A 17,398-nucleotide genomic window follows, 5' to 3' on the forward strand; every position below is an offset into this window, starting at 1 on the left:
GGCTCCACGGAAAGCCAAAAATCCACTTCTGCTTGGTTGAGCCGAATCAGGTGTCGTGAAAAAGGATCGTTGATATCGGTATGTGCGAAACAAGCCGTAGTATTCATAAAAATTCCCCCAATGTTGATGAATACTCCGAGATTACGTCGGCCTCCAAGACGTGTACTGCCAGTGATACGAGCTTGTGGATAACTGTGCGTTTCAGGCCTTTCGACGCTTCCAACTGTCATATCTTTCCAAAATTTACGAGTTGGCTACATACGTTATCCACAGACCCGATCGTGGTGGTTGCAGTTTATTTAGATCTGTGATCGACTCAGCGCTCTAGTTTGGTTCGGAAGGAATCGTCGATTCCTTCCGAAAGTTCCATGAAATGTCTTAGGATTCGCTCCATTTGTCGGAATTCTGTGAGGAAAGCGTCGTGGCCTACTGGTGAGCTGATTTTTGCCATAGCGAGTAGGTTGCCTAGATTTCGTGATAGGTGTTCTTGCTGGTGATAGGGGTAGAGAATATCGGTATCAACGCCAGCAATCATGATGGGGACTGTGATTGCGCCGAGGGCTTTGTTGAGCCCGCCTCGGCCGCGTCCGATGTCATGACGATTGAGGGCTTCGGTAAGCACGACGTAACTACCTGCATCGAATCGTTGAGCGAGTTTGATGCCTTGGTGTTGGAGGTAGCTTGTGACTGCAAAACGTTGATGTGGATCTCGGAAGGGGCCGAGTGGGTTTTCACCGTGTTGTGCGGAAGTGCCGAATCGTTCGTCTATTTCTAGTTCGCCACGATAGGTGAGGTGGGCGATCCGGCGAGCGGCGGCGATTCCTTCCCATGGTGCGTGACCGCTGTAGTAATCGCCGCCGTTCCAGTGGGAGTCGAGTTCTATGGCGCTGATTTGTGCAGTTTGAATACCGATTTGCCAAGCGCTTGCGCGTGCTGAGACTGCTATGGCGAATCCAGTCGTCATCATGTGTGGGTGGAGTGCAGCCCATTCGAGGGTGCGTGCGCCTCCCATGGATCCGCCGATGATTGCGTGAATTTTATTGATGCCGAGGTGGTCGAAAAGTTGTTTTTCGGCATTGACAAGGTCACGGATTGAAAGGGCTGGGAATCTGGATCCCCATGGTTTTCCGTCTGGATGTGGACTGCTCGGTCCGGTGGATCCTTTGCATCCTCCGAGCACGTTGGTGCATAGGATGCAGTAGCGGTTGGTGTCGAGTGCTTTGCTGGGGCCAATCAATCCGTCCCACCATGAAGTGGCGTTAGAGTCGCCGGTCAGAGCATGTTCGAGAACGATGAGATTGTTGCCGGTGTAGTGGCCCCATGCTTGGTAGGCGATGGTGACATCGTGAAGCGTCACTCCGGCTTCAGTGCGAAAGTCTCCGATTTTTTGGTGCGTGAGCGTCCCTGTGGTGGTGAGCATGACCCCGACCTCTCGTGGCAGTTGATAATCGAATTCATGCTACATGGACAGCTCTGTCTAGTCTATTGTTGTTGGCTAAATTCCGCCGTTTGAGGGGGCTTGATCGTTTGGGGCTTGTCGACGTTTACCGTTGGGCTGTTGTTTGCGTGAAGTAATGCGACGACGATTCCATAGCGGGTTTGCCCCAGGAAGAAACCAAACAATGATAGCGGAAAGAATCGACACGCCTGCTGCAAGATATGTTGTTTGCGACGGTGGTGTCCACCATAAAGCGGCTAGGTTGATTCCTATGATGACCAGCCAACATAGTCCCATTGCGATAATGGTGGCGTTGGCATTGTGGTGTGTTTCTGCCCCCCTGGTTCGTTGGGGAATCGATTTTTGCTTCAGTGCGGATTTTTTCGTGACGTTTTTGTGAAGGCGCGATGATCGTAAAAAGAACCAGTCCAAGTCCTGCTCCTGCAATGATGAGGTCGCCAAAGGTGACTCTAAAGGAGAAGATTCCGACGGCAAGTGCCATGGAGATGCGTTCCTAGGCAGTAAGGGGGAGGCTGTGGGCGGGGTTGATGTCGGGGTAGAGGCTCTGAAAAGCAGAGGTTGATTGAGGATTCATTGTTCTTTCAAGAGTTTGATAGGGGAGTTGGACTAGAAAGTTAGGTAAGTGTAGCCTATACATGTTTTTGGGTGTGGAAAACTTGCAATGTCGTCTGCATATTTCAGGCGGTGCGCCGAATCTCACCTATTGGGCTTATGTGTAGAGCCCTTCGACAAACCGAGCCTCCCCTCTACTCGGCGGCCAGAAAGAAATGAGGAGTCCCCGCACCGTGATAATTCAAAAAAGATCTCTAGGACTAATGGCTGCTGCCGTGTTGACGCTGGCACCGCTTTCTATTAGTATCGCCCCAGCGCAAGCGGCTGATAGTAATCAATGCTCGTTTAACTGGGGAATTCGGCAAAGCTATCGCCATTACATTCTCAAAGGTGCTGCAGGTAAAACGGGTGGCCAGTGGGCCACCCAAGGCATCGGCTTTAGCGGCGACAAAACGGGAAACGACGGAGCTTTCAATTTCACTCCTGGGAAAGCACGTATCGACGGTAATAGCGCTACCATCCCATTCCTTGGGTTTGTCCACTTCAAAGGCCATGATCACGGGTCTGGGGTCTATCTTCTTGATATGACTTTGTCTGACTGGAAGGTCGTAACCCATGGCTCAACAGCAGATATTCTTGTCGACTATGTTTCCTACGATTCCGACATGTCCAATACCAAGGATCGCGGGCCAAAAATCACCGGAGACGACGTCGTTCTTGCCACTATCAATCTGAATACTCCAGCGGATCCAGCATCGGGTGCCATCGACTTAAGCGGCAGCACAACGCCCATTGGATCCAACTCTGATGGCAACGGTCGCAATGGAAACAAAAAACGTAGTGTCCAATCCATCAGCGGAAACTTCACGGGTTTTAATAAAGAAGCCATGGCAATTCTTTCCGAAACCAACGACACCATGAACGCCGTCACTATCTTCATGGATAACGCTGGCGAGTTTCTAGACGAGCTCGATGGGTTTAATCGTTGAGGAACAGAACCTACCGACAACGCTCATGCAAGCTCACCAGAGTCGACGACGGTGAGCTCCAACATTTCAGATGCGTCTCGAACGTCTCCACAAACGCAACGAAGCGCTGGAACGACACGAGGATCTTCGGAAAGAATCGCCAATTCTTCCCCTCAATGCGATGCATCCTCTCGGGGTGTTACTCAGGCTCACGCAGCGTGGGGCTTGAAAAGTCGTTCCAGTCTTACATCACTGGTTCTATAGCAAAGGGGCAATGGAACCTTGATGGCGTTGGTTATTCCAACGGAGAGTTCACCTTCTCTGGTGCGTCGGGAGCGGTAGATCCACAAGCAAAATCTGGATCGGTACAATTCGGCGGAACGATACGTTTTAGTGGTCATCACGGCACCTTGGATCTCAATATTTCCAATCCGGAAATTGTTTTCAACGGTGCTACCGGAACTTTGTTCGCTCAGGTCCGCTCGTCTGACATGGAAGGCAAGAAGTCAGATTATGGGCGGGTAGCTATCGGCAATCTTACTTTTAGCTCTTTGAATGCTTCTGAAACCGCGGTCAGTAGCAAAGCCACAATGACATTGCATCCAGATGGTGCTGGCGCATTCGCTGGCTTCTATGATGCTGGCTCTGACCTTGATCCGATCACTTTCGATGCCCAACTCGGCGGAGCGGCCGATTGTTCTACTGGAACAAATGCAGCTGCTGTTTTTGTTTCAGGTGGGAAGGAATCGTCGATTCCTTCCGGAAAATCTGAAGGGGATGCCTCTGCAGGCTATGAGAGTGGCGCTAAAAACTTCAAGATTCGTTCTGCGGCAACGGGCGATTCCGGTATTGATCCCAATATGTATGTTCTGCTCGTGATCGCTGCGTTTGTTGTGGCTGGCGGAAGTATGGGTCGACTAGTTGTTAATAATCCCGTGTAGGTGATGTGTGATGAAATCTTTACTTCGTGCTTGTATGTCCGTGGTGTGCGTGTGTGCACTGGTGAGTTGTGGTGTTCAGGGCACATATGATTCGACGAAGGATCTCCGAGAGTCATTGCCTAAGGCTGGCGACGTCAAGGATCCGCGTTCTTTTACAGGTGTGTCTGATGTGCGCGATTTTGATGATGTGCAGCCTGTTTCGGAATCTGTGAGCCCTTCGTTGCCTGTACATCTCACGGATGCCGATGGTTTTGATGTTGAGGTTACGGATGTTTCTCGCATTATTGCCTTGGATATTTATGGCACGTATACGAAGACTTTGGAAGGCTTGGGGCTCGCTGACAAAATTGTTGGCAGGACTGTGTCGTCGACAGAGAACGTGCTTAAAGATGTTCCTGTTGTGACTGAGGGTGGCCATAATATCAATGTTGAGGCCGTGTTGAGTCTGCATCCGTCATTGTTGATCGTTGATCACTCGATTGGTCCGCGTGATGCGATTGATCAGATTCGCAATGCTGGCGTTACTACTGTGGTGATGGAGCCAACTCGTACGATTGATTCTGTTGCGGAGGATATCAAGACGTTGGGTGGCGTAGTCGGGCTTAGCGACGAGGCGTCGATTCTTGCCGAACGTAGTGTTCATGAAATTTCTGCGGCTCGTGAGGCGATTGCTGCGATCGCGCCTTCTGATCCCATGCGCGTGGCATTTTTGTATGCGCGTGGTAATGGTGGTGTTTTCTTCATTATGGGTGAAGGAACTGGGGCTAAAGATTTGATTGAGGGCGTTGGTGCGAAGGACATGGGCGCTGAGTACAAGCTTTCTTATGCTGAGCCTGCAAACGCCGAGGCTTTGGCAAAGATTAATCCTGAGGCGATCATCATGATGACAGCTGGTTTGGAATCGACTGGTGGAATTGATGGTTTATTGGCGCGACCAGGTGTGGCGCAGACGATTGCTGGAAAGAATCGTCGAGTCATTACGATCCCTGATGGACAGTCTTTGGCGTTCGGTCCGATGACTGGTCAGACGCTTCTTCGCACGGCGCAGGCTTTGTATGACCCACAGGTATAGCAAGCGTAGCGACGACGTGTTCGTTCTTCGGGCGCGTCGTCGAGTGATGTTGTTTGTTGTCTTAGTGGCGTTGGTGCTGGCGTCAGTTGTTACGTCGTTGGCGTTGGGGCAGTACTATGTTCCGCTTCGCGACTTATTGACGATTCTTACTCAGCCTGATTCAAGCAGCTTGATGCACAACGTTATTTGGGAGATCCGTCTTCCTCGAATTGTGTTGGGTTTGTTGGTTGGTGCATGCCTTGGTGTGGCTGGCACTCTGATGCAAGCCGTTTTTGCGAATCCACTTGCGGAGCCGTCGATTATCGGAGTTACTTCTGGAGCTGGTGTGGGTGCAGCAGCGGTGATCGTATTTAACGTGGGAGTTTTGGGTACTTTTACTGTTCCTGCGGCAGCATTTTTGAGCGCGGTTGTTGTGACGGTCATTATCTATCAGCTGGCTCGACATCAAGGTAAGGTTGCGATCGTCAATTTAATTTTGACTGGTATCGCTATCAATGCCGTGTGTAATGCATTGATTTCTTTCCTTGTGTACCTTGCTCCTACATCGAATCGTGAAGAGATTGTTTTTTGGCAAATGGGATCGCTTAATGGAGCACAGTGGAAACACGTCTGGGTAGTTGCCCCTATTGCACTGGTAGGAATCGTCATTTCTTTCCAAATCGGTAAACAACTAGATGTGCTGGCTCTTGGCGAACGTGCGGCAGAGCACACGGGTATCAATGTTGGACGATTGCGCATTATTGCTATTGCTGCGTCGACGATTTTGACTGCAGCGGCTGTGTCGTTTGCTGGATTGATTGGTTTTGTTGGTTTGATTGTTCCTCACTTGCTGAGGAGCATTTCTGGCCCAGAGAATCGTCTACTTCTTCCAGCATCTGCGTTGGCAGGAGCAGTATTGATCGCGTGCGCGGATGTTTTTGCGCGTACGATGATTCCGTTTGCGGATTTGCCGATTGGTATCTTTACGGCACTTGTTGGTGGCCCAACATTTTTTGTTTTGTTACGTCGAATGTTGAAGAAAGGCTCTGTCCATTGAGTGCTGATGATCAAAGTAGCGTGCAGCCTGAGTCGTTGGTTCGTGTCCGTGATCTATCGGTCTCTGTGGGGCAGAAGCGTCTACTGTGCGATATCAATTTTGATGCCTATGCGGGTGAAGTCACAGGTCTTATTGGCCCGAATGGTGCTGGTAAGTCCACGTTGTTGGCTGCATTGAGTGGCGATTTGGAGCGTCAATCGGGCTCGATTGATATTTGTGGTCTTGATCCCGTGGATAGTTCTGCGCGTGAATTAGCTCGGGTACGTTCGGTCATGCTGCAGGACGTGAGCGTATCGTTTCAGTTCTTGGTGCGGGATGTTGTCGCGATGGGACGTCGTCCGTGGGAGGGGACGGATCGGCAGGAGTTCGATGACAGGCTTATCGACGCCGCGTTGTCTGCCACGGATGCCGCACATCTCGCCGGTCGCGATATTGTTACGCTTTCTGGTGGTGAGCGAGCCCGCGTTGCGCTTTCTCGAGTGCTGGCTCAGCAAACGCCTGTCGTTATGCTCGACGAGCCAACGGCGGCTCTCGATATCAGTCACCAGGAGCAAGTTCTCGGTTTGATGCAGTCAATTGCTAGGCGCACAGGCATAGCTGTGATCGTAGTTCTTCATGATCTCAGCGCTGCCGCTGCTTATTGTGATCACATCGTGTGTTTGGCCGATGGGCGCATCGTTGCAGATGGTTCTGTTGCCGACGTTTACACCGATGAAACCCTTTCGTCTGTTTACGGTTGGCCTATTCATGTTGATGTTTCGGAAGGAATCGTCAATTCTGTCCAGCCATTGCGAGGTCGTACTACGCAAAACCAAGATGATTTTGTGGGGTTGTCTCTGCAATCGTTGGTATAGCTTTCTGCATTTGATGTTTTTTGTTAGCCGTCATGGTGTCGTTTCTGTTATCGGAAGCGACACTCTTATTTTTGTCGAAGGTTTTGGGAGTATGACGTGGGGTTATTTATCTCAGCACGATTGAAAGTTAAGGCAAACCTTTGTAAGGGACGCCTTGTCTTTATTTCCCTTCAGGAAGGACTATCCCTCTATGTTGAAACGTTTCGCTCTACCCGTTGCTGATGCTGTGGCAATGACAGGTTTTCTTGTTCCTCAAGCTGTCGCTGAAGAACCGGCATCCGCATCTCAGTGTGAGGTGGTGCAGGTGATTGAAAGTGGCACGCTGAAATGGGGAGTAAAGGAGAGTGTCCGATTGTTTGTGTGCGGGGGGCTTGGTTTACAAGTAGTCCGCGAATCGGTCGGGGTAAGCCACGGCTAGTTGGTTGATGGCTTGTTTCCACCCGGTGGCTTTCGCTCCTTCAATATAGCCGTTGCATTCGATGGCGCGCTTCGCTTTCTTCGCTCGCTGGGCAGCGCGCTTGTCCTCGATGTTGCAGATCATCAGCCACAGCGTTTTCAGCGCCGCGGTATCGTTCGGGAACTGGCCGCGGTTGCGGGTGGCTTTCCGCAGCTCAGCATTCAGCGATTCGATCGAATTCGTGGTGTAGAGTACCCGCCGTGCCGCAGGCGGGAACTGCAAAAATGGCACAAACCGGTCCCAGGCGTCGCGCCAGACTTTGACCGATTGCGGGTATTTACGGCCCAGTTCACTGGCCTCGAATGCGTCCAGGGCGGCGCGGGCGGTGTCCTCGGTCGGTGCGGTGTAGACCTCCCGTAGCGCACTTGATACGGGTTTGCGGTCTTGGTAGGACACCCACCTGTTGGCCGCCCGGATCAGGTGCACGATACAGGTCTGCACCATGGAATTCGGCCAGGTTGCCTCCACGGCTTCCGGCAGGCCTTTGAGCCCGTCGCAGCAGACGATGAACACGTCTTGGACCCCACGGTTGGCAAGGTCAGCGCACACGGATGCCCAAAAACTGGCGCCTTCATTGTCTGCGATCCACAATCCCAGGATGTGCTTGATGCCGTCCATGTCGACGCCTACCGCCATGTAGCAAGACTTGTTGACCACGCGGTGGCCATCGCGGATCTTCACTCGCAGCGCGTCGAGGAAGATCACTGGGTAGAACTCGTCGAGCTGGCGGTTTTGCCAGATCATGACCTCTTCTAACACCGCGTCGGTAATGGTGCTGATCGTATCTGGGCTCATATCCACCCCGAGGGTGGTGGCGAGGTGGTGGCAAATATCGCGCACGGTCATCCCACCGGCGTACAGGGAGATGATCATGTCATCAAGCTCCGTCAGACGGCGGGTGCCTTTAGGCAGCATCCGCGGCGTAAACGTGCCAGCTCGATCCCGGGGCATAGTCACATCAAAGGTGCCGTAGCCAGAGTTGACGGTTTTGGTGTACGACCCGTTGCGGTGATTGCCACCATCCGGGGTGCCCAGCTGGGCTTTCGCCGTACGATCAGAGTGCGCGTATCCTAGATGCGCGTCCATTTCAGCCTGCAGACCAGCGTTGATCGATGCCTGCAAAAGACCTTTGACCAGGTCGCTGGCATCATCGGTGGAAGTCGACAACTCGCCGATCAGTTCGGCGATTTCCGGATTTTCCATCAGCTTAGCGCTGATCTCGTTGACCCTGTTCGGGTCATGACCTTTCCTCGGTGACACGGTAGTCATTATCAGTGAAACTCCTTCTGGATCAGAGCCTCACACACAAAACACCTGACACCCTCGAGTAAAGCAGTCCTACCGTCAGTACATTCCTAATAAGAAGCTAGCTAACGGTAATTGGAAAGTTGCCGGAGATATTAAAGAAGTTGGAGACAAAAGGGGAAAGACTTCTACTTTGAGGTTCCTGTTGATCCGCAGGTATCGAACCTTGAGATAAAAGACAATAAAATCGTAGAGGTCGAAATTAATACTAAGTATTCAAGCATTGTTTTTGAAGGGCATCACGGCTCCCTTTATTCGCAATTGCACAACCCCTACGTCACGACCAAAGATAGTGCGGTTAAAGCCGGTGTAAGTTACGTTGGATATTATGTTCCCAGCAAGAATATGACTGAATACAAGGAAGCTGACCGGACTGAAGCCAACAAGCGTTCAGGGCGTGACACCTTTGGTGTTGGAACAACTGCTGGTTGGACTCTAAACGAGACTGCCGCCACACTTAGCGGATCTAATATGCGCTATGTTCCGCAGCCTAAGACTAAAGATAACGTGATTGACGGCGTCGATGTCATCTTTATGGGCCAGTACGATGGTAACTATAACTCTGACCTTGACGATGTAAAAGTTGACCTCAAGCTCAAGAAAGTCTGTAAGGACGAAGCAGATAGGCTCAAGGCTGAGTATAAGAAAAATGTAGAGCTTGCTAACCAGAAAGCTGCTTAACGTCAGTCAGCAGGCCGTACGGGTGCTGAGTCCGCTTCACCTGCCCCGACAAGTTCTACTTCTGGTTTTAACTTGTCGACGCTCTGGAGCACCATTCTCGGTATTTCTGGTGTCGCAGCATTTTTGGGCATCTTGTTCCAAGTAGCTCAAAAAGCTGGTTGGATTCGTTTTTAAGGGAAAGAATTGTCGATTCCTTCCAGAATCTTCCATGTATGAATGCTAAGAGGGGGTCTGCTGTCGTTGGTGGCAGCAGACCCCCTCTTGTCATTCGGGTCTAGGTTTAGATTGCGTCGAAACCTGCTGCGAGGTCGGCGATGATGTCGTTGATGGATTCGATGCCGACGGAGAGGCGAATGGTTGCTTGATTAATTCCTGCGTTTAGAAGTGCCGATTCTTCCGATTGTGAGTGCGTGGTGGTCGCTGGGTGGACTACGAGGGAACGTACGTCTCCGACGTTGGCGAGGTTCGAGTGTAGTTTGAGTGCGTCGATAAAGCGCCATGCTTCGTCTTTTCCACCTTTAACGTCAAAGGACAGCACGGAGCCGGTGTAGTCGAATCCGAGTTTTTCTTTGACTTGGTACCAGGGGGAGTCGGGAAGGCCTGCGTAGTTTACCTTGGCTACTTTGTCGTGGTTGGCGAGGAATTGTGCTACTGCGAGTGCGTTTTCGTTGTGGCGTTGTACTCGTAGGGAGAGGGTGTCGAGCCCTTGTGCGGTGATCCATGCGTTGAGTGGCGATGGGGCTGCGCCAGTGTCGCGTAGAAGTCCGACGCGAGCCTTCAATCCGAAGGCGGGTGCTCCAAGATCTGCGTATTTCAGGCCGTGGTATGCGGGATCTGGGGTGACAAAGTTGGGGAAGATGGGTTCGTCGTTGCGTGTAACGGTCCAGTCGAATTTTCCGCCGTCGACAAGCACTCCGCCGAGTCCGGAGCCATTTCCGGTGTAGAACTTGGTCAGTGATGCCACGACGACGTCCGCACCGAGTTCGAGTGGGCGTGCAAGGGCTGCGGTCGCGAGGGTGTTGTCGACGATCAGTGGTACTTGATGCTTGTGGGCAACCTCTGCGATTGCGGGAATATCAAGCACATCGGCTTGTGGGTTAGCGAAGGTTTCCCCGTATAGAGCTACCGTGTTGTTTTGAATTGCAGCCTCCCATGAGGCTGGGTCGTCAGGATTTTCTACGAAAGTGGTTTCGATGCCTAGGCGTGCCAATGTGACAGCGAAGAGTGTTTCGGTGCCGCCGTAAATGCGAGGACTGGACACGATGTGAGAACCTGCGCGGGCGATGTTGAGGATTGCGGCGGTTTCGGCGGCCATTCCGGAAGCGAAAAGTACCGCGTGTACGCCACCTTCAAGATTAGCTAGGCGTTCTTCGACTGCCGCGACAGTTGGATTGGTTAGGCGGGAGTAGACGGGGCCGGCGTCAGAAAGGTTGAAGCGGTTTGCTGCGTGTTTGGCGTCATTAAAAACATACGACGATGTCAGGTAAATCGGTAGGTTGCGGGCACCGGTATCACTATCGACGCTTTGTCCTACGTGGATGGAGCGAGTCTCGAAACCCCATTTGTTGGCGTTGGAATTATCGTATTTTGTTGGCATGAATCGTCGATTCCTTCCCTAAGATGTTTTCGTTGCAAGCAACGCTAGGGCGACTTCAAAGAAAAAGAAACCGCTTGGTCTAGAAAATAATAAAAACACCAGCTCATAATATGAATAAAATTCTAGACAAAGTGGTGCAAATTTGGGGGTAGTTGGTTGTGATGATCGCAAAGAAGGATGGGACAGGGCATAAAAAATGGGAAGGAATCGACGATTCCTTCCCATTTTTAGCTATAAAAGAGCGCAAGCTTACTTCAGCGCATCGATGATGCTGTTGAATTCTGCGACTGGGCGCATGACTGCTGCGGTCTTGGCGTCGTCAGGCTGGTAGTAGCCACCGAGGTCTACTGGGGCGCCTTGGACGTTGATGAGGGCTGCTGCGATGGTGTCTTTGTTTTCCTCGAGCTGTGCGGCGACAGGTGCGAAGGTTTCGGCTAGCGCGGTGTCGTCGGTTTGGGCAGCTAGTTCCTTGGCCCAGTTGAGGGTGAGGAAGAAGTGCGAGCCACGGTTGTCGATTTCGCCAGCTTTGCGCGATGGGGAGTAGCCCTCGTTGAGGAGGGTTTCGGTTGCGCGATCGAGGGCGTCGGCAAGTACGCCTGCCTTGGTGTTGCCTTCGGTGTTGGCGAAGTGGCGCAGGGATTCTGCTAGGGCGAGGAATTCGCCGAGGGAGTCCCAGCGGAGGTGGTTTTCTTCAACGAGCTGCTGGACGTGCTTTGGTGCGGATCCACCGGCGCCAGTTTCGAAGAGTCCGCCGCCTGCCATGAGTGGCACGACGGAGAGCATCTTGGCGGAGGTGCCGAGCTCGAGGATTGGGAATAGGTCGGTGTTGTAGTCGCGCAACACGTTGCCGGTGACGGAGATGGTGTCTTCGCCGCGGCGGATGCGATCGATGGAGAACTGGGTTGCCTCGGTGGGGCTCATGATCTGGATGTCGAGGCCCTCGGTGTTGTGGTCGGCGAGGTACTTCTTTACCAAGGTGATCAGGTTGCGGTCGTGGGCGCGTTCTGGGTCGAGCCAGAATACTGCTGGCATGCCGGAGAGGCGGGAGCGGGTGACGGCGAGTTTGACCCAGTCTTGGATTGGGGCATCCTTGGCTTGGCATGCGCGCCAGATGTCGCCTGCTTCTACGTTGTGTTCGATGAGTGCTTCGCCTGTGGCATTGACGACGACTACCTTACCTTCTGCTGCAATCTTGAAGGTTTTGTCGTGGGAGCCGTACTCTTCGGCTTTTTGTGCCATGAGTCCGACGTTGGGCACGGTGCCCATGGTGGTGGGGTCGAAGGCGCCGTTCTTCTTGCAGTCTTCGATGACGACTTGGTAAACGCCTGCGTAGGAGGAATCTGGGATAACAGCGAGGGTATCTTGTTCCTGGTCATCCTTGTTCCACATGCGGCCTGCGGTGCGGATCATGGCTGGCATGGAGGCGTCGATGATCACATCTGATGGGACGTGGAGGTTGGTGATTCCCTTGGCGGAGTTGACCATGGCAACGTCGGCACCTGCTTCGAGGGAGGCGTCGAAAGCTGCTTTGATCTCGGCGCCGTTGTCGAGGGTGTCGAGGCCGCTGTAGATTGCGGCAAGGCCGTTTTCGCCGTTGAGGCCGGCTGCGTTGAGCTGGTCACCGTAGGTGGCAAAGACGTCGGCAAAGTAGGAGCGGACGACGTGTCCGAAGATGATGGGGTCGGATACCTTCATCATGGTTGCCTTGAGGTGGGCGGAGAACAAAACGTTCTCATCCTTGGCGCGCTGTACTTGCTCGGCGAGGAAGGCGTCGAGAGCCTTTGCAGACAGGAAGGTGCCGTCGATGACTTCGCCTTCGAGAACCTTGAGGCCATCTTTGAGGATGGTTTCGGTGCCGTCGGTGGCGATGTGCTTGATGGTGAGGGTGTCTGCAGCAGGCATGATGACGGACTTCTCGTTGTGGCGGAAGTCGTTTGCGTCCATGGTGGCTACATTGGTCTTGGAATCGGAGGACCAAACACCCATCTTGTGGGGGTTCTTCTTGGCGAAGTTCTTCACCGCGATGGGGGCGCGGCGGTCGGAGTTGCCCTCACGAAGTACTGGGTTGACGGCAGAACCCTTGACGGCGTCGTAGCGCGCACGGATGTCTTTTTCTTCATCGGTGGCGGGGGAGTCTGGGTACTCCGGAAGAGCGAAGCCCTGTGCTTTGAGCTCTGCGATGGCTGCTTTGAGCTGTGGCACGGATGCCGAGATATTAGGAAGCTTAATGATGTTTGCTTCTGGGGTCTTGGCCAGCTCGCCGAGTTCTGCAAGTGCGTCGTCGACCTTCTGATCCTCGTTGAGGTAATCAGTGAACTGGGCAAGAATACGGCCCGCGAGGGAAATATCGCGAGTTTCAACCTCGATGCCGGCGGTGGAAGCGAAGGCTTCGACGACTGGCTTCAGGGAGTACGTAGCAAGCAACGGTGCTTCATCGGTGCGGGTGTAAATGATTTTCGCCATGAGTCTCCTCGTTCATCAGGTATTCATTGGGCTCGTAGTACAACTGACAAGAATACCTGTTACCCAGCACCTTTTCAGTCTTCAGCTGCAAAAAACGCTCTTAGCTGGGCTTTGAGTATGGGGCAGCGGGGGTAAAAACAGTACAAGCGTCCTGTTTTGCGGGTATTGTCGCGCGCTACAACGTGGGGTATGGGGGACGCTCATCAGGGAAACATGCAAACGCTGTTAAGGTATCTCGTCGTGCTTGTCAACCACCTCAATAAAAGAAAACCTGTACCTCGCCAAACAGAGATCACTCATCGCCACCGACTCATCGCCATGTTGGCGTTGGCGCTCGGCGGATTCGGTATCGGTGTTACCGAATTTGTTTCCATGGGATTGCTCAGCCTTATCGCTGAGGACTTCAACGTGGCGGAGTCCACTGCCGGTCACGTGATTACCGCCTATGCGATGGGCGTGGTCGTCGGTGCGCCTGTCATCACCGCTTTTACCGGAATGATTCCGCGCCGACGTCTACTGATCTTGTTGATGATTGCCTTTACAATCGGCAACGCGTTGACAGTATTTACCACTTCTTATCCTGTGCTGATGGCTGCACGCTTTTTAGCTGGCTTGCCGCACGGTGCGTTTTTCTCCGTAGCGGGTCTTGCCGTGGCGTCGATGGCCCCCGCAGGGCAACGCGGTCGTGCACTGGCATTCGTGGGCATGGGATTGCCCGTGGCAACTGTGGTCGGTGTACCCGCTGTCCAAGCTTTGGGATTTGCTACCACGTGGAAAGCCGCGTACGTGGTGGTCACCATCATCGGTGCTATTACCTTGGCATTGTTGTGGACCCTCATGCCACACATGTCCAAGATGAAACCGACGAGCCCACTCACAGAGCTCGGTGCGTTAAGGAATGGTCAAGTCTGGGCGTCACTGCTGATCGGCTCGGTGGGCTTTGGTGGCATGTTTGCTGTGTACACCTATATCTCTTGGACGATGACGCAGCGCGCGGGTCTGCCTGAGGCACTCATGTGGATCGTGCTGATGGCCTATGGCCTTGGCATGATTGCTGGCAATTTTATCGGCGGACGCCTTTCCGACTGGAGCGTGGAATACGGAATTCTTACTGCTCTTATTTGCATTGTGCTCACCCTGGTGAGTTTCTACTTCACCAGTGCCTATGCGTGGATCGCCATCATCAACTTTGCTCTGGTGGGGCTTTCCGGTTCGATGCTCATCCCGCCTCTTCAAATCCGACTTATGGACGTTGCCGGTCGTGCGCAGACCCTAGCTGCTGCACTTAACCACTCTGCGCTTAACATCGCGAATGCTTGTGGCGCACTGCTTGGTGGCGTAGTGATCAGCGCAGGATATAGCTATTCTGCTCCTGCTCTTGCTGGTGCTGCTTTAGGTTGTGTCGCCATCATCATTTGGATTCCAGCGCATATCACGCGCAGCAAACAAGAACGCAAACAGCACAGCTAGGATGGCCAGCATGCAAATTACAACAGTTAACGTCAATGGAATTCGTGCTGCCGTCAAGCAGCGTAGCGACGCCAACCGCGGAATGCTTCCTTGGCTAGAGCAGTCCGGTTCCAATGTCGTCTTGCTGCAAGAGGTTCGTGCTTCGGAAAAAGATTCTCTTACTGCTTTGGCACCTGCCCTCGATGCCGGATGGCACTATGTTGGCGCTCCTGCTGCTGCCAAAGGCCGCGCCGGGGTGGGTATTTTAAGTCGCCAGCCACTGCGTGATGTTCAGGTGGGGTTGGAAGGATTCGTCGATTCTGGCCGGTATATCCAAGCAACACTGTCTGATCCTGATGCAGGTCATGACGTGGTGGTGGCGTCGCTCTACTTGCCTTCTGGTTCTGCCGATACTGATAAGCAAGACGAGAAATACCGTTTCCTTGATGTGTTCGGTCCGTTTCTTGAGCAAGCGGCGCAGGATAATCCGCACATGGTGGTCGGTGGTGATTGGAACATTTGTCACCGCATGCAAGATCTGAAGAATTGGAAAACGAACCGAAAGAAGTCTGGATTCCTTCCAGACGAACGGGCTTTTATGGATTCGGTATTTGGTGTTTTCCCTGATTCTGAAAGCCAGGTGTCAGATGCTGGCCAATGGGCAGGTGCGGTGGACTATGCCTCGGAGCAGCGTCGTACTCCGGCGAACGACCCGAAATGGTTTGACGTGGCGCGTCGATTAGCTCCCGAGGACGCTGCTTATACCTGGTGGACTTATCGTGGTCAGGCGTTTGATACGAATGCTGGTTGGCGTATTGATTATCAAGCAGCAACTTCTGCGATGCTGGAGCGTGCGACTCGGTGCTGGGTCGATAAGGCAGCAGCATATGATTTGCGCTGGTCGGATCACTCACCTTTGACGGTGGTGTATTCCTAAACACGGGCTCAGAGTGGCGCCTTAATCGCACAGACTGGTTCACAGGTTGTAGACGCGGATAGGGGCTAAGGTCAGACACCTCGTTTCGATTAATTTTGCTTGCGGTAGTACTGTCAGTGCTTCGACGTTGACAATAGAATCAGGAGCAGTTACATCATGCGAATTTCTGGAATCATCGCCCTTGTTGTCGGTATCGCTGCCGTCCTAGGCGGTTATTTCTTGACCGGTAACAATGACGTTGCGGGTATGCTCGGCGGCATCCTCATGGGCGTAGGCGGTGCAACGACCATTGGTGGCCTCATCGCTATTGTGGCTCCCCGCCCTCGTATGCAGTAGGAAGTCTGCTCAAAGAATTCTTCCGCAGCGAGCCACGGATACCAGGCTAGCGCACACTGTCAACCGTCTTCCTTACGATCCACTTGTGGAAATCACACAGCGGATCCGTACCGGAAGACGGTTTTGTTTTACATCAACAGGTGGGGTCGTATTCCTCGTGTGTTGTGACTGCGCTGTAGGATGTTCACCATGACTGCAACCGTGCAAGAAAATACGCAGAAGAAGCAACGTGTGCTGTCGGGAATTCAACCAACAGCCGACTCGTACCACCTAGGAAACTATTTGGGTGCCCTGAAGCAGTGGATCGACCTTCAGGATAACTACGAGGCGTTTTACTTCATCCCTGATCTGCACGCCATCACGGTTGATCAAGATCCTCGTGAGCTGCGGGAACGTACCATGGCTGGTGCTGCACAGCTCTTAGCTTTGGGTATTGATCCTCACAAGAGCACCCTGTTTGTGCAGTCTCACGTGCCGGAACACGCTGAGCTTGGTTGGGTTCTTACGTGCTTGACCGGTTTCGGTGAAGCGAGCCGAATGACACAGTTCAAGGACAAGTCCGCTAAGCGTGGCGCAGATCGTACCTCAGCAGGTCTGTTTACCTATCCCATGTTGATGGCCGCAGACATTTTGCTTTACCGTCCGCAGTTCGTGCCGGTGGGTGAGGATCAGCGCCAGCACTTGGAGCTCACCCGCACGCTTGCTGAGCGTTTTAACTCCCGTTTTAAAAAGACCTTCGTGGTGCCAGACGGAATTATCCCAGAGGGTGCTGCCAAGATTTATGATCTTCAAGACCCAACATCCAAGATGAGCAAGTCGGGTTCGAATCCCAAGGGCTTGATTAATCTGCTTGATGACCCCAAGGTTTCTGCGAAGCGCATTCGCTCTGCTGTGACCGACAACGATGGCGAGATCCGTTTTGATAAGGAAAACAAGCCTGGTGTGTCTAACTTGCTGGTCATTCAGTCGGCACTGACGGGCAAGAGCATCGACTCGCTCGTCGACGCCTACCAAGGCCAGGGTTACGGCGCCTTGAAGGTCGACACCGCCGATGCCCTCGAGGCCTTCGTTACACCTTTGAAGGCTCAGTACGACATGTATATGTCTGACCGCACTGAGCTGGAAAATGTGTTGGCTCTTGGCGCTGAAAAAGCCCGCGAGATTGCATCGCGCACCCTTGTAGATGCTTACGAGCATATCGGCTTTTTGCCCCCCAAAGCGCTAAAACGCTGACAATTACAACTTTGCAACGATCCGGCTGCTTCGCCACTATAAGCAGCTGGATTGCTGT

Annotated in this window: 13 protein-coding genes and 1 pseudogene; 9 read left to right on the plus strand and 5 right to left on the minus strand. The window is 52.9% G+C overall.

The features are described 5' to 3' along the window. Window positions 1-316: 316 nt before the first annotated feature. Together ABMV07_RS03160 and ABMV07_RS03165 are read right to left on the minus strand one after the other, a co-directional pair. On the minus strand, window positions 317-1,420 hold the full coding sequence (locus ABMV07_RS03160; protein ID WP_088267891.1) for a homoserine O-acetyltransferase: 1,104 nt from the start codon (window positions 1,418-1,420) through the stop codon (window positions 317-319). A gap of 124 nt (window positions 1,421-1,544) precedes the next feature. Beyond that, a complete protein-coding gene (locus ABMV07_RS03165) occupies window positions 1,545-1,940 on the minus strand; it encodes a hypothetical protein (RefSeq protein WP_374064859.1) in 396 nt (131 codons plus the stop codon). 286 nt (window positions 1,941-2,226) lie between these two features. Between ABMV07_RS03165 and ABMV07_RS03170 the strand changes: the two are divergent. The 4 genes and pseudogenes from ABMV07_RS03170 to ABMV07_RS03185 all read left to right on the plus strand — a co-directional run bounded on the left by ABMV07_RS03170 (window position 2,227) and on the right by ABMV07_RS03185 (window position 6,882). Beyond that, a pseudogene (locus tag ABMV07_RS03170) lies at window positions 2,227-3,920 on the plus strand (HtaA domain-containing protein). Window positions 3,921-3,930: 10 nt separating this feature from the next. Continuing rightward, a complete protein-coding gene (locus tag ABMV07_RS03175) occupies window positions 3,931-4,992 on the plus strand; it encodes a hemin ABC transporter substrate-binding protein (protein ID WP_088267892.1) in 1,062 nt (353 codons plus the stop codon). After that, a complete protein-coding gene (locus ABMV07_RS03180; protein ID WP_374064860.1) occupies window positions 4,976-6,028 on the plus strand; it encodes a FecCD family ABC transporter permease in 1,053 nt (350 codons plus the stop codon). The genes ABMV07_RS03175 and ABMV07_RS03180 overlap by 17 nt, the downstream gene beginning before the upstream one ends. 20 nt (window positions 6,029-6,048) lie before the next feature. Beyond that, a complete protein-coding gene (locus ABMV07_RS03185) occupies window positions 6,049-6,882 on the plus strand; it encodes a heme ABC transporter ATP-binding protein (RefSeq protein ID WP_014319855.1) in 834 nt (277 codons plus the stop codon). 376 nt (window positions 6,883-7,258) lie between these two features. On the opposite strand, the gene ABMV07_RS03190 is transcribed toward ABMV07_RS03185, so the two are convergent. Beyond that, a complete protein-coding gene (locus ABMV07_RS03190; RefSeq protein WP_374063848.1) occupies window positions 7,259-8,608 on the minus strand; it encodes an IS256-like element IS1132 family transposase in 1,350 nt (449 codons plus the stop codon). Window positions 8,609-8,989: 381 nt separating this feature from the next. On the opposite strand from ABMV07_RS03190, the gene ABMV07_RS03195 reads away from it, so the two are divergent. Next, window positions 8,990-9,325 carry a hypothetical protein gene (locus ABMV07_RS03195; RefSeq protein WP_234914041.1) on the plus strand — a complete coding sequence of 112 codons (336 nt, stop codon included), beginning with the start codon at window positions 8,990-8,992 and terminating at the stop codon, window positions 9,323-9,325. A 280-nt stretch (window positions 9,326-9,605) separates the two neighbouring features. On the opposite strand, the gene ABMV07_RS03200 is transcribed toward ABMV07_RS03195, so the two are convergent. Together ABMV07_RS03200 and ABMV07_RS03205 are read right to left on the minus strand one after the other, a co-directional pair. Continuing rightward, entirely contained in the window at window positions 9,606-10,922 is a 1,317-nt protein-coding gene (locus tag ABMV07_RS03200) for an O-acetylhomoserine/O-acetylserine sulfhydrylase (protein ID WP_374064861.1), read from the minus strand. A 249-nt stretch (window positions 10,923-11,171) separates the two neighbouring features. Next, window positions 11,172-13,385 (minus strand): NADP-dependent isocitrate dehydrogenase, encoded by a 2,214-nt coding sequence (locus tag ABMV07_RS03205; protein WP_197691959.1) that lies wholly within the window; start codon window positions 13,383-13,385, stop codon window positions 11,172-11,174. Window positions 13,386-13,598: 213 nt separating this feature from the next. Here ABMV07_RS03205 and ABMV07_RS03210 point away from each other — a divergent pair, with 213 nt between their 5' ends. The 4 genes from ABMV07_RS03210 (at window position 13,599) to trpS (ending at window position 17,340) form a co-directional block, all read left to right on the plus strand. Then, window positions 13,599-14,855: an MFS transporter gene (locus ABMV07_RS03210; protein WP_196977591.1), complete on the plus strand. Its 1,257-nt coding sequence runs from the start codon at window positions 13,599-13,601 to the stop codon at window positions 14,853-14,855. 10 nt (window positions 14,856-14,865) lie between these two features. After that, entirely contained in the window at window positions 14,866-15,771 is a 906-nt protein-coding gene (locus ABMV07_RS03215) for an exodeoxyribonuclease III (RefSeq protein ID WP_374064862.1), read from the plus strand. A gap of 156 nt (window positions 15,772-15,927) precedes the next feature. Continuing rightward, the gene (locus ABMV07_RS03220; protein ID WP_010934437.1) at window positions 15,928-16,107 is read left to right on the plus strand and encodes a hypothetical protein; all 180 of its coding nucleotides are present in this window, start codon (window positions 15,928-15,930) and stop codon (window positions 16,105-16,107) included. Window positions 16,108-16,287: 180 nt separating this feature from the next. Then, on the plus strand, window positions 16,288-17,340 hold the full coding sequence (trpS, locus tag ABMV07_RS03225) for a tryptophan--tRNA ligase (RefSeq protein ID WP_197691957.1): 1,053 nt from the start codon (window positions 16,288-16,290) through the stop codon (window positions 17,338-17,340). Window positions 17,341-17,398: the final 58 nt, after the last annotated feature.

Origin of the sequence: Corynebacterium belfantii (assembly GCF_041898185.1) — a bacterium.
GTDB classification, from domain to species: Bacteria; Actinomycetota; Actinomycetes; order Mycobacteriales; family Mycobacteriaceae; genus Corynebacterium; species Corynebacterium belfantii.

Coding starts and splice junctions, on each gene's coding strand:
- ABMV07_RS03160 (WP_088267891.1), bottom strand. CDS start 1,420: ATGCTCACCACCACAGGGACGCTCACGCACCAAAAAATCGGAGACTTT.
- ABMV07_RS03165 (WP_374064859.1), bottom strand. CDS start 1,940: ATGGCACTTGCCGTCGGAATCTTCTCCTTTAGAGTCACCTTTGGCGAC.
- ABMV07_RS03175 (WP_088267892.1), top strand. CDS start 3,931: ATGAAATCTTTACTTCGTGCTTGTATGTCCGTGGTGTGCGTGTGTGCA.
- ABMV07_RS03180 (WP_374064860.1), top strand. CDS start 4,976: ATGACCCACAGGTATAGCAAGCGTAGCGACGACGTGTTCGTTCTTCGG.
- ABMV07_RS03190 (WP_374063848.1), bottom strand. CDS start 8,608: ATGACTACCGTGTCACCGAGGAAAGGTCATGACCCGAACAGGGTCAAC.
- ABMV07_RS03195 (WP_234914041.1), top strand. CDS start 8,990: ATGACTGAATACAAGGAAGCTGACCGGACTGAAGCCAACAAGCGTTCA.
- ABMV07_RS03200 (WP_374064861.1), bottom strand. CDS start 10,922: ATGCCAACAAAATACGATAATTCCAACGCCAACAAATGGGGTTTCGAG.
- ABMV07_RS03205 (WP_197691959.1), bottom strand. CDS start 13,385: ATGGCGAAAATCATTTACACCCGCACCGATGAAGCACCGTTGCTTGCT.
- ABMV07_RS03210 (WP_196977591.1), top strand. CDS start 13,599: ATGCAAACGCTGTTAAGGTATCTCGTCGTGCTTGTCAACCACCTCAAT.
- ABMV07_RS03215 (WP_374064862.1), top strand. CDS start 14,866: ATGCAAATTACAACAGTTAACGTCAATGGAATTCGTGCTGCCGTCAAG.
- ABMV07_RS03220 (WP_010934437.1), top strand. CDS start 15,928: ATGCGAATTTCTGGAATCATCGCCCTTGTTGTCGGTATCGCTGCCGTC.
- trpS (WP_197691957.1), top strand. CDS start 16,288: ATGTTCACCATGACTGCAACCGTGCAAGAAAATACGCAGAAGAAGCAA.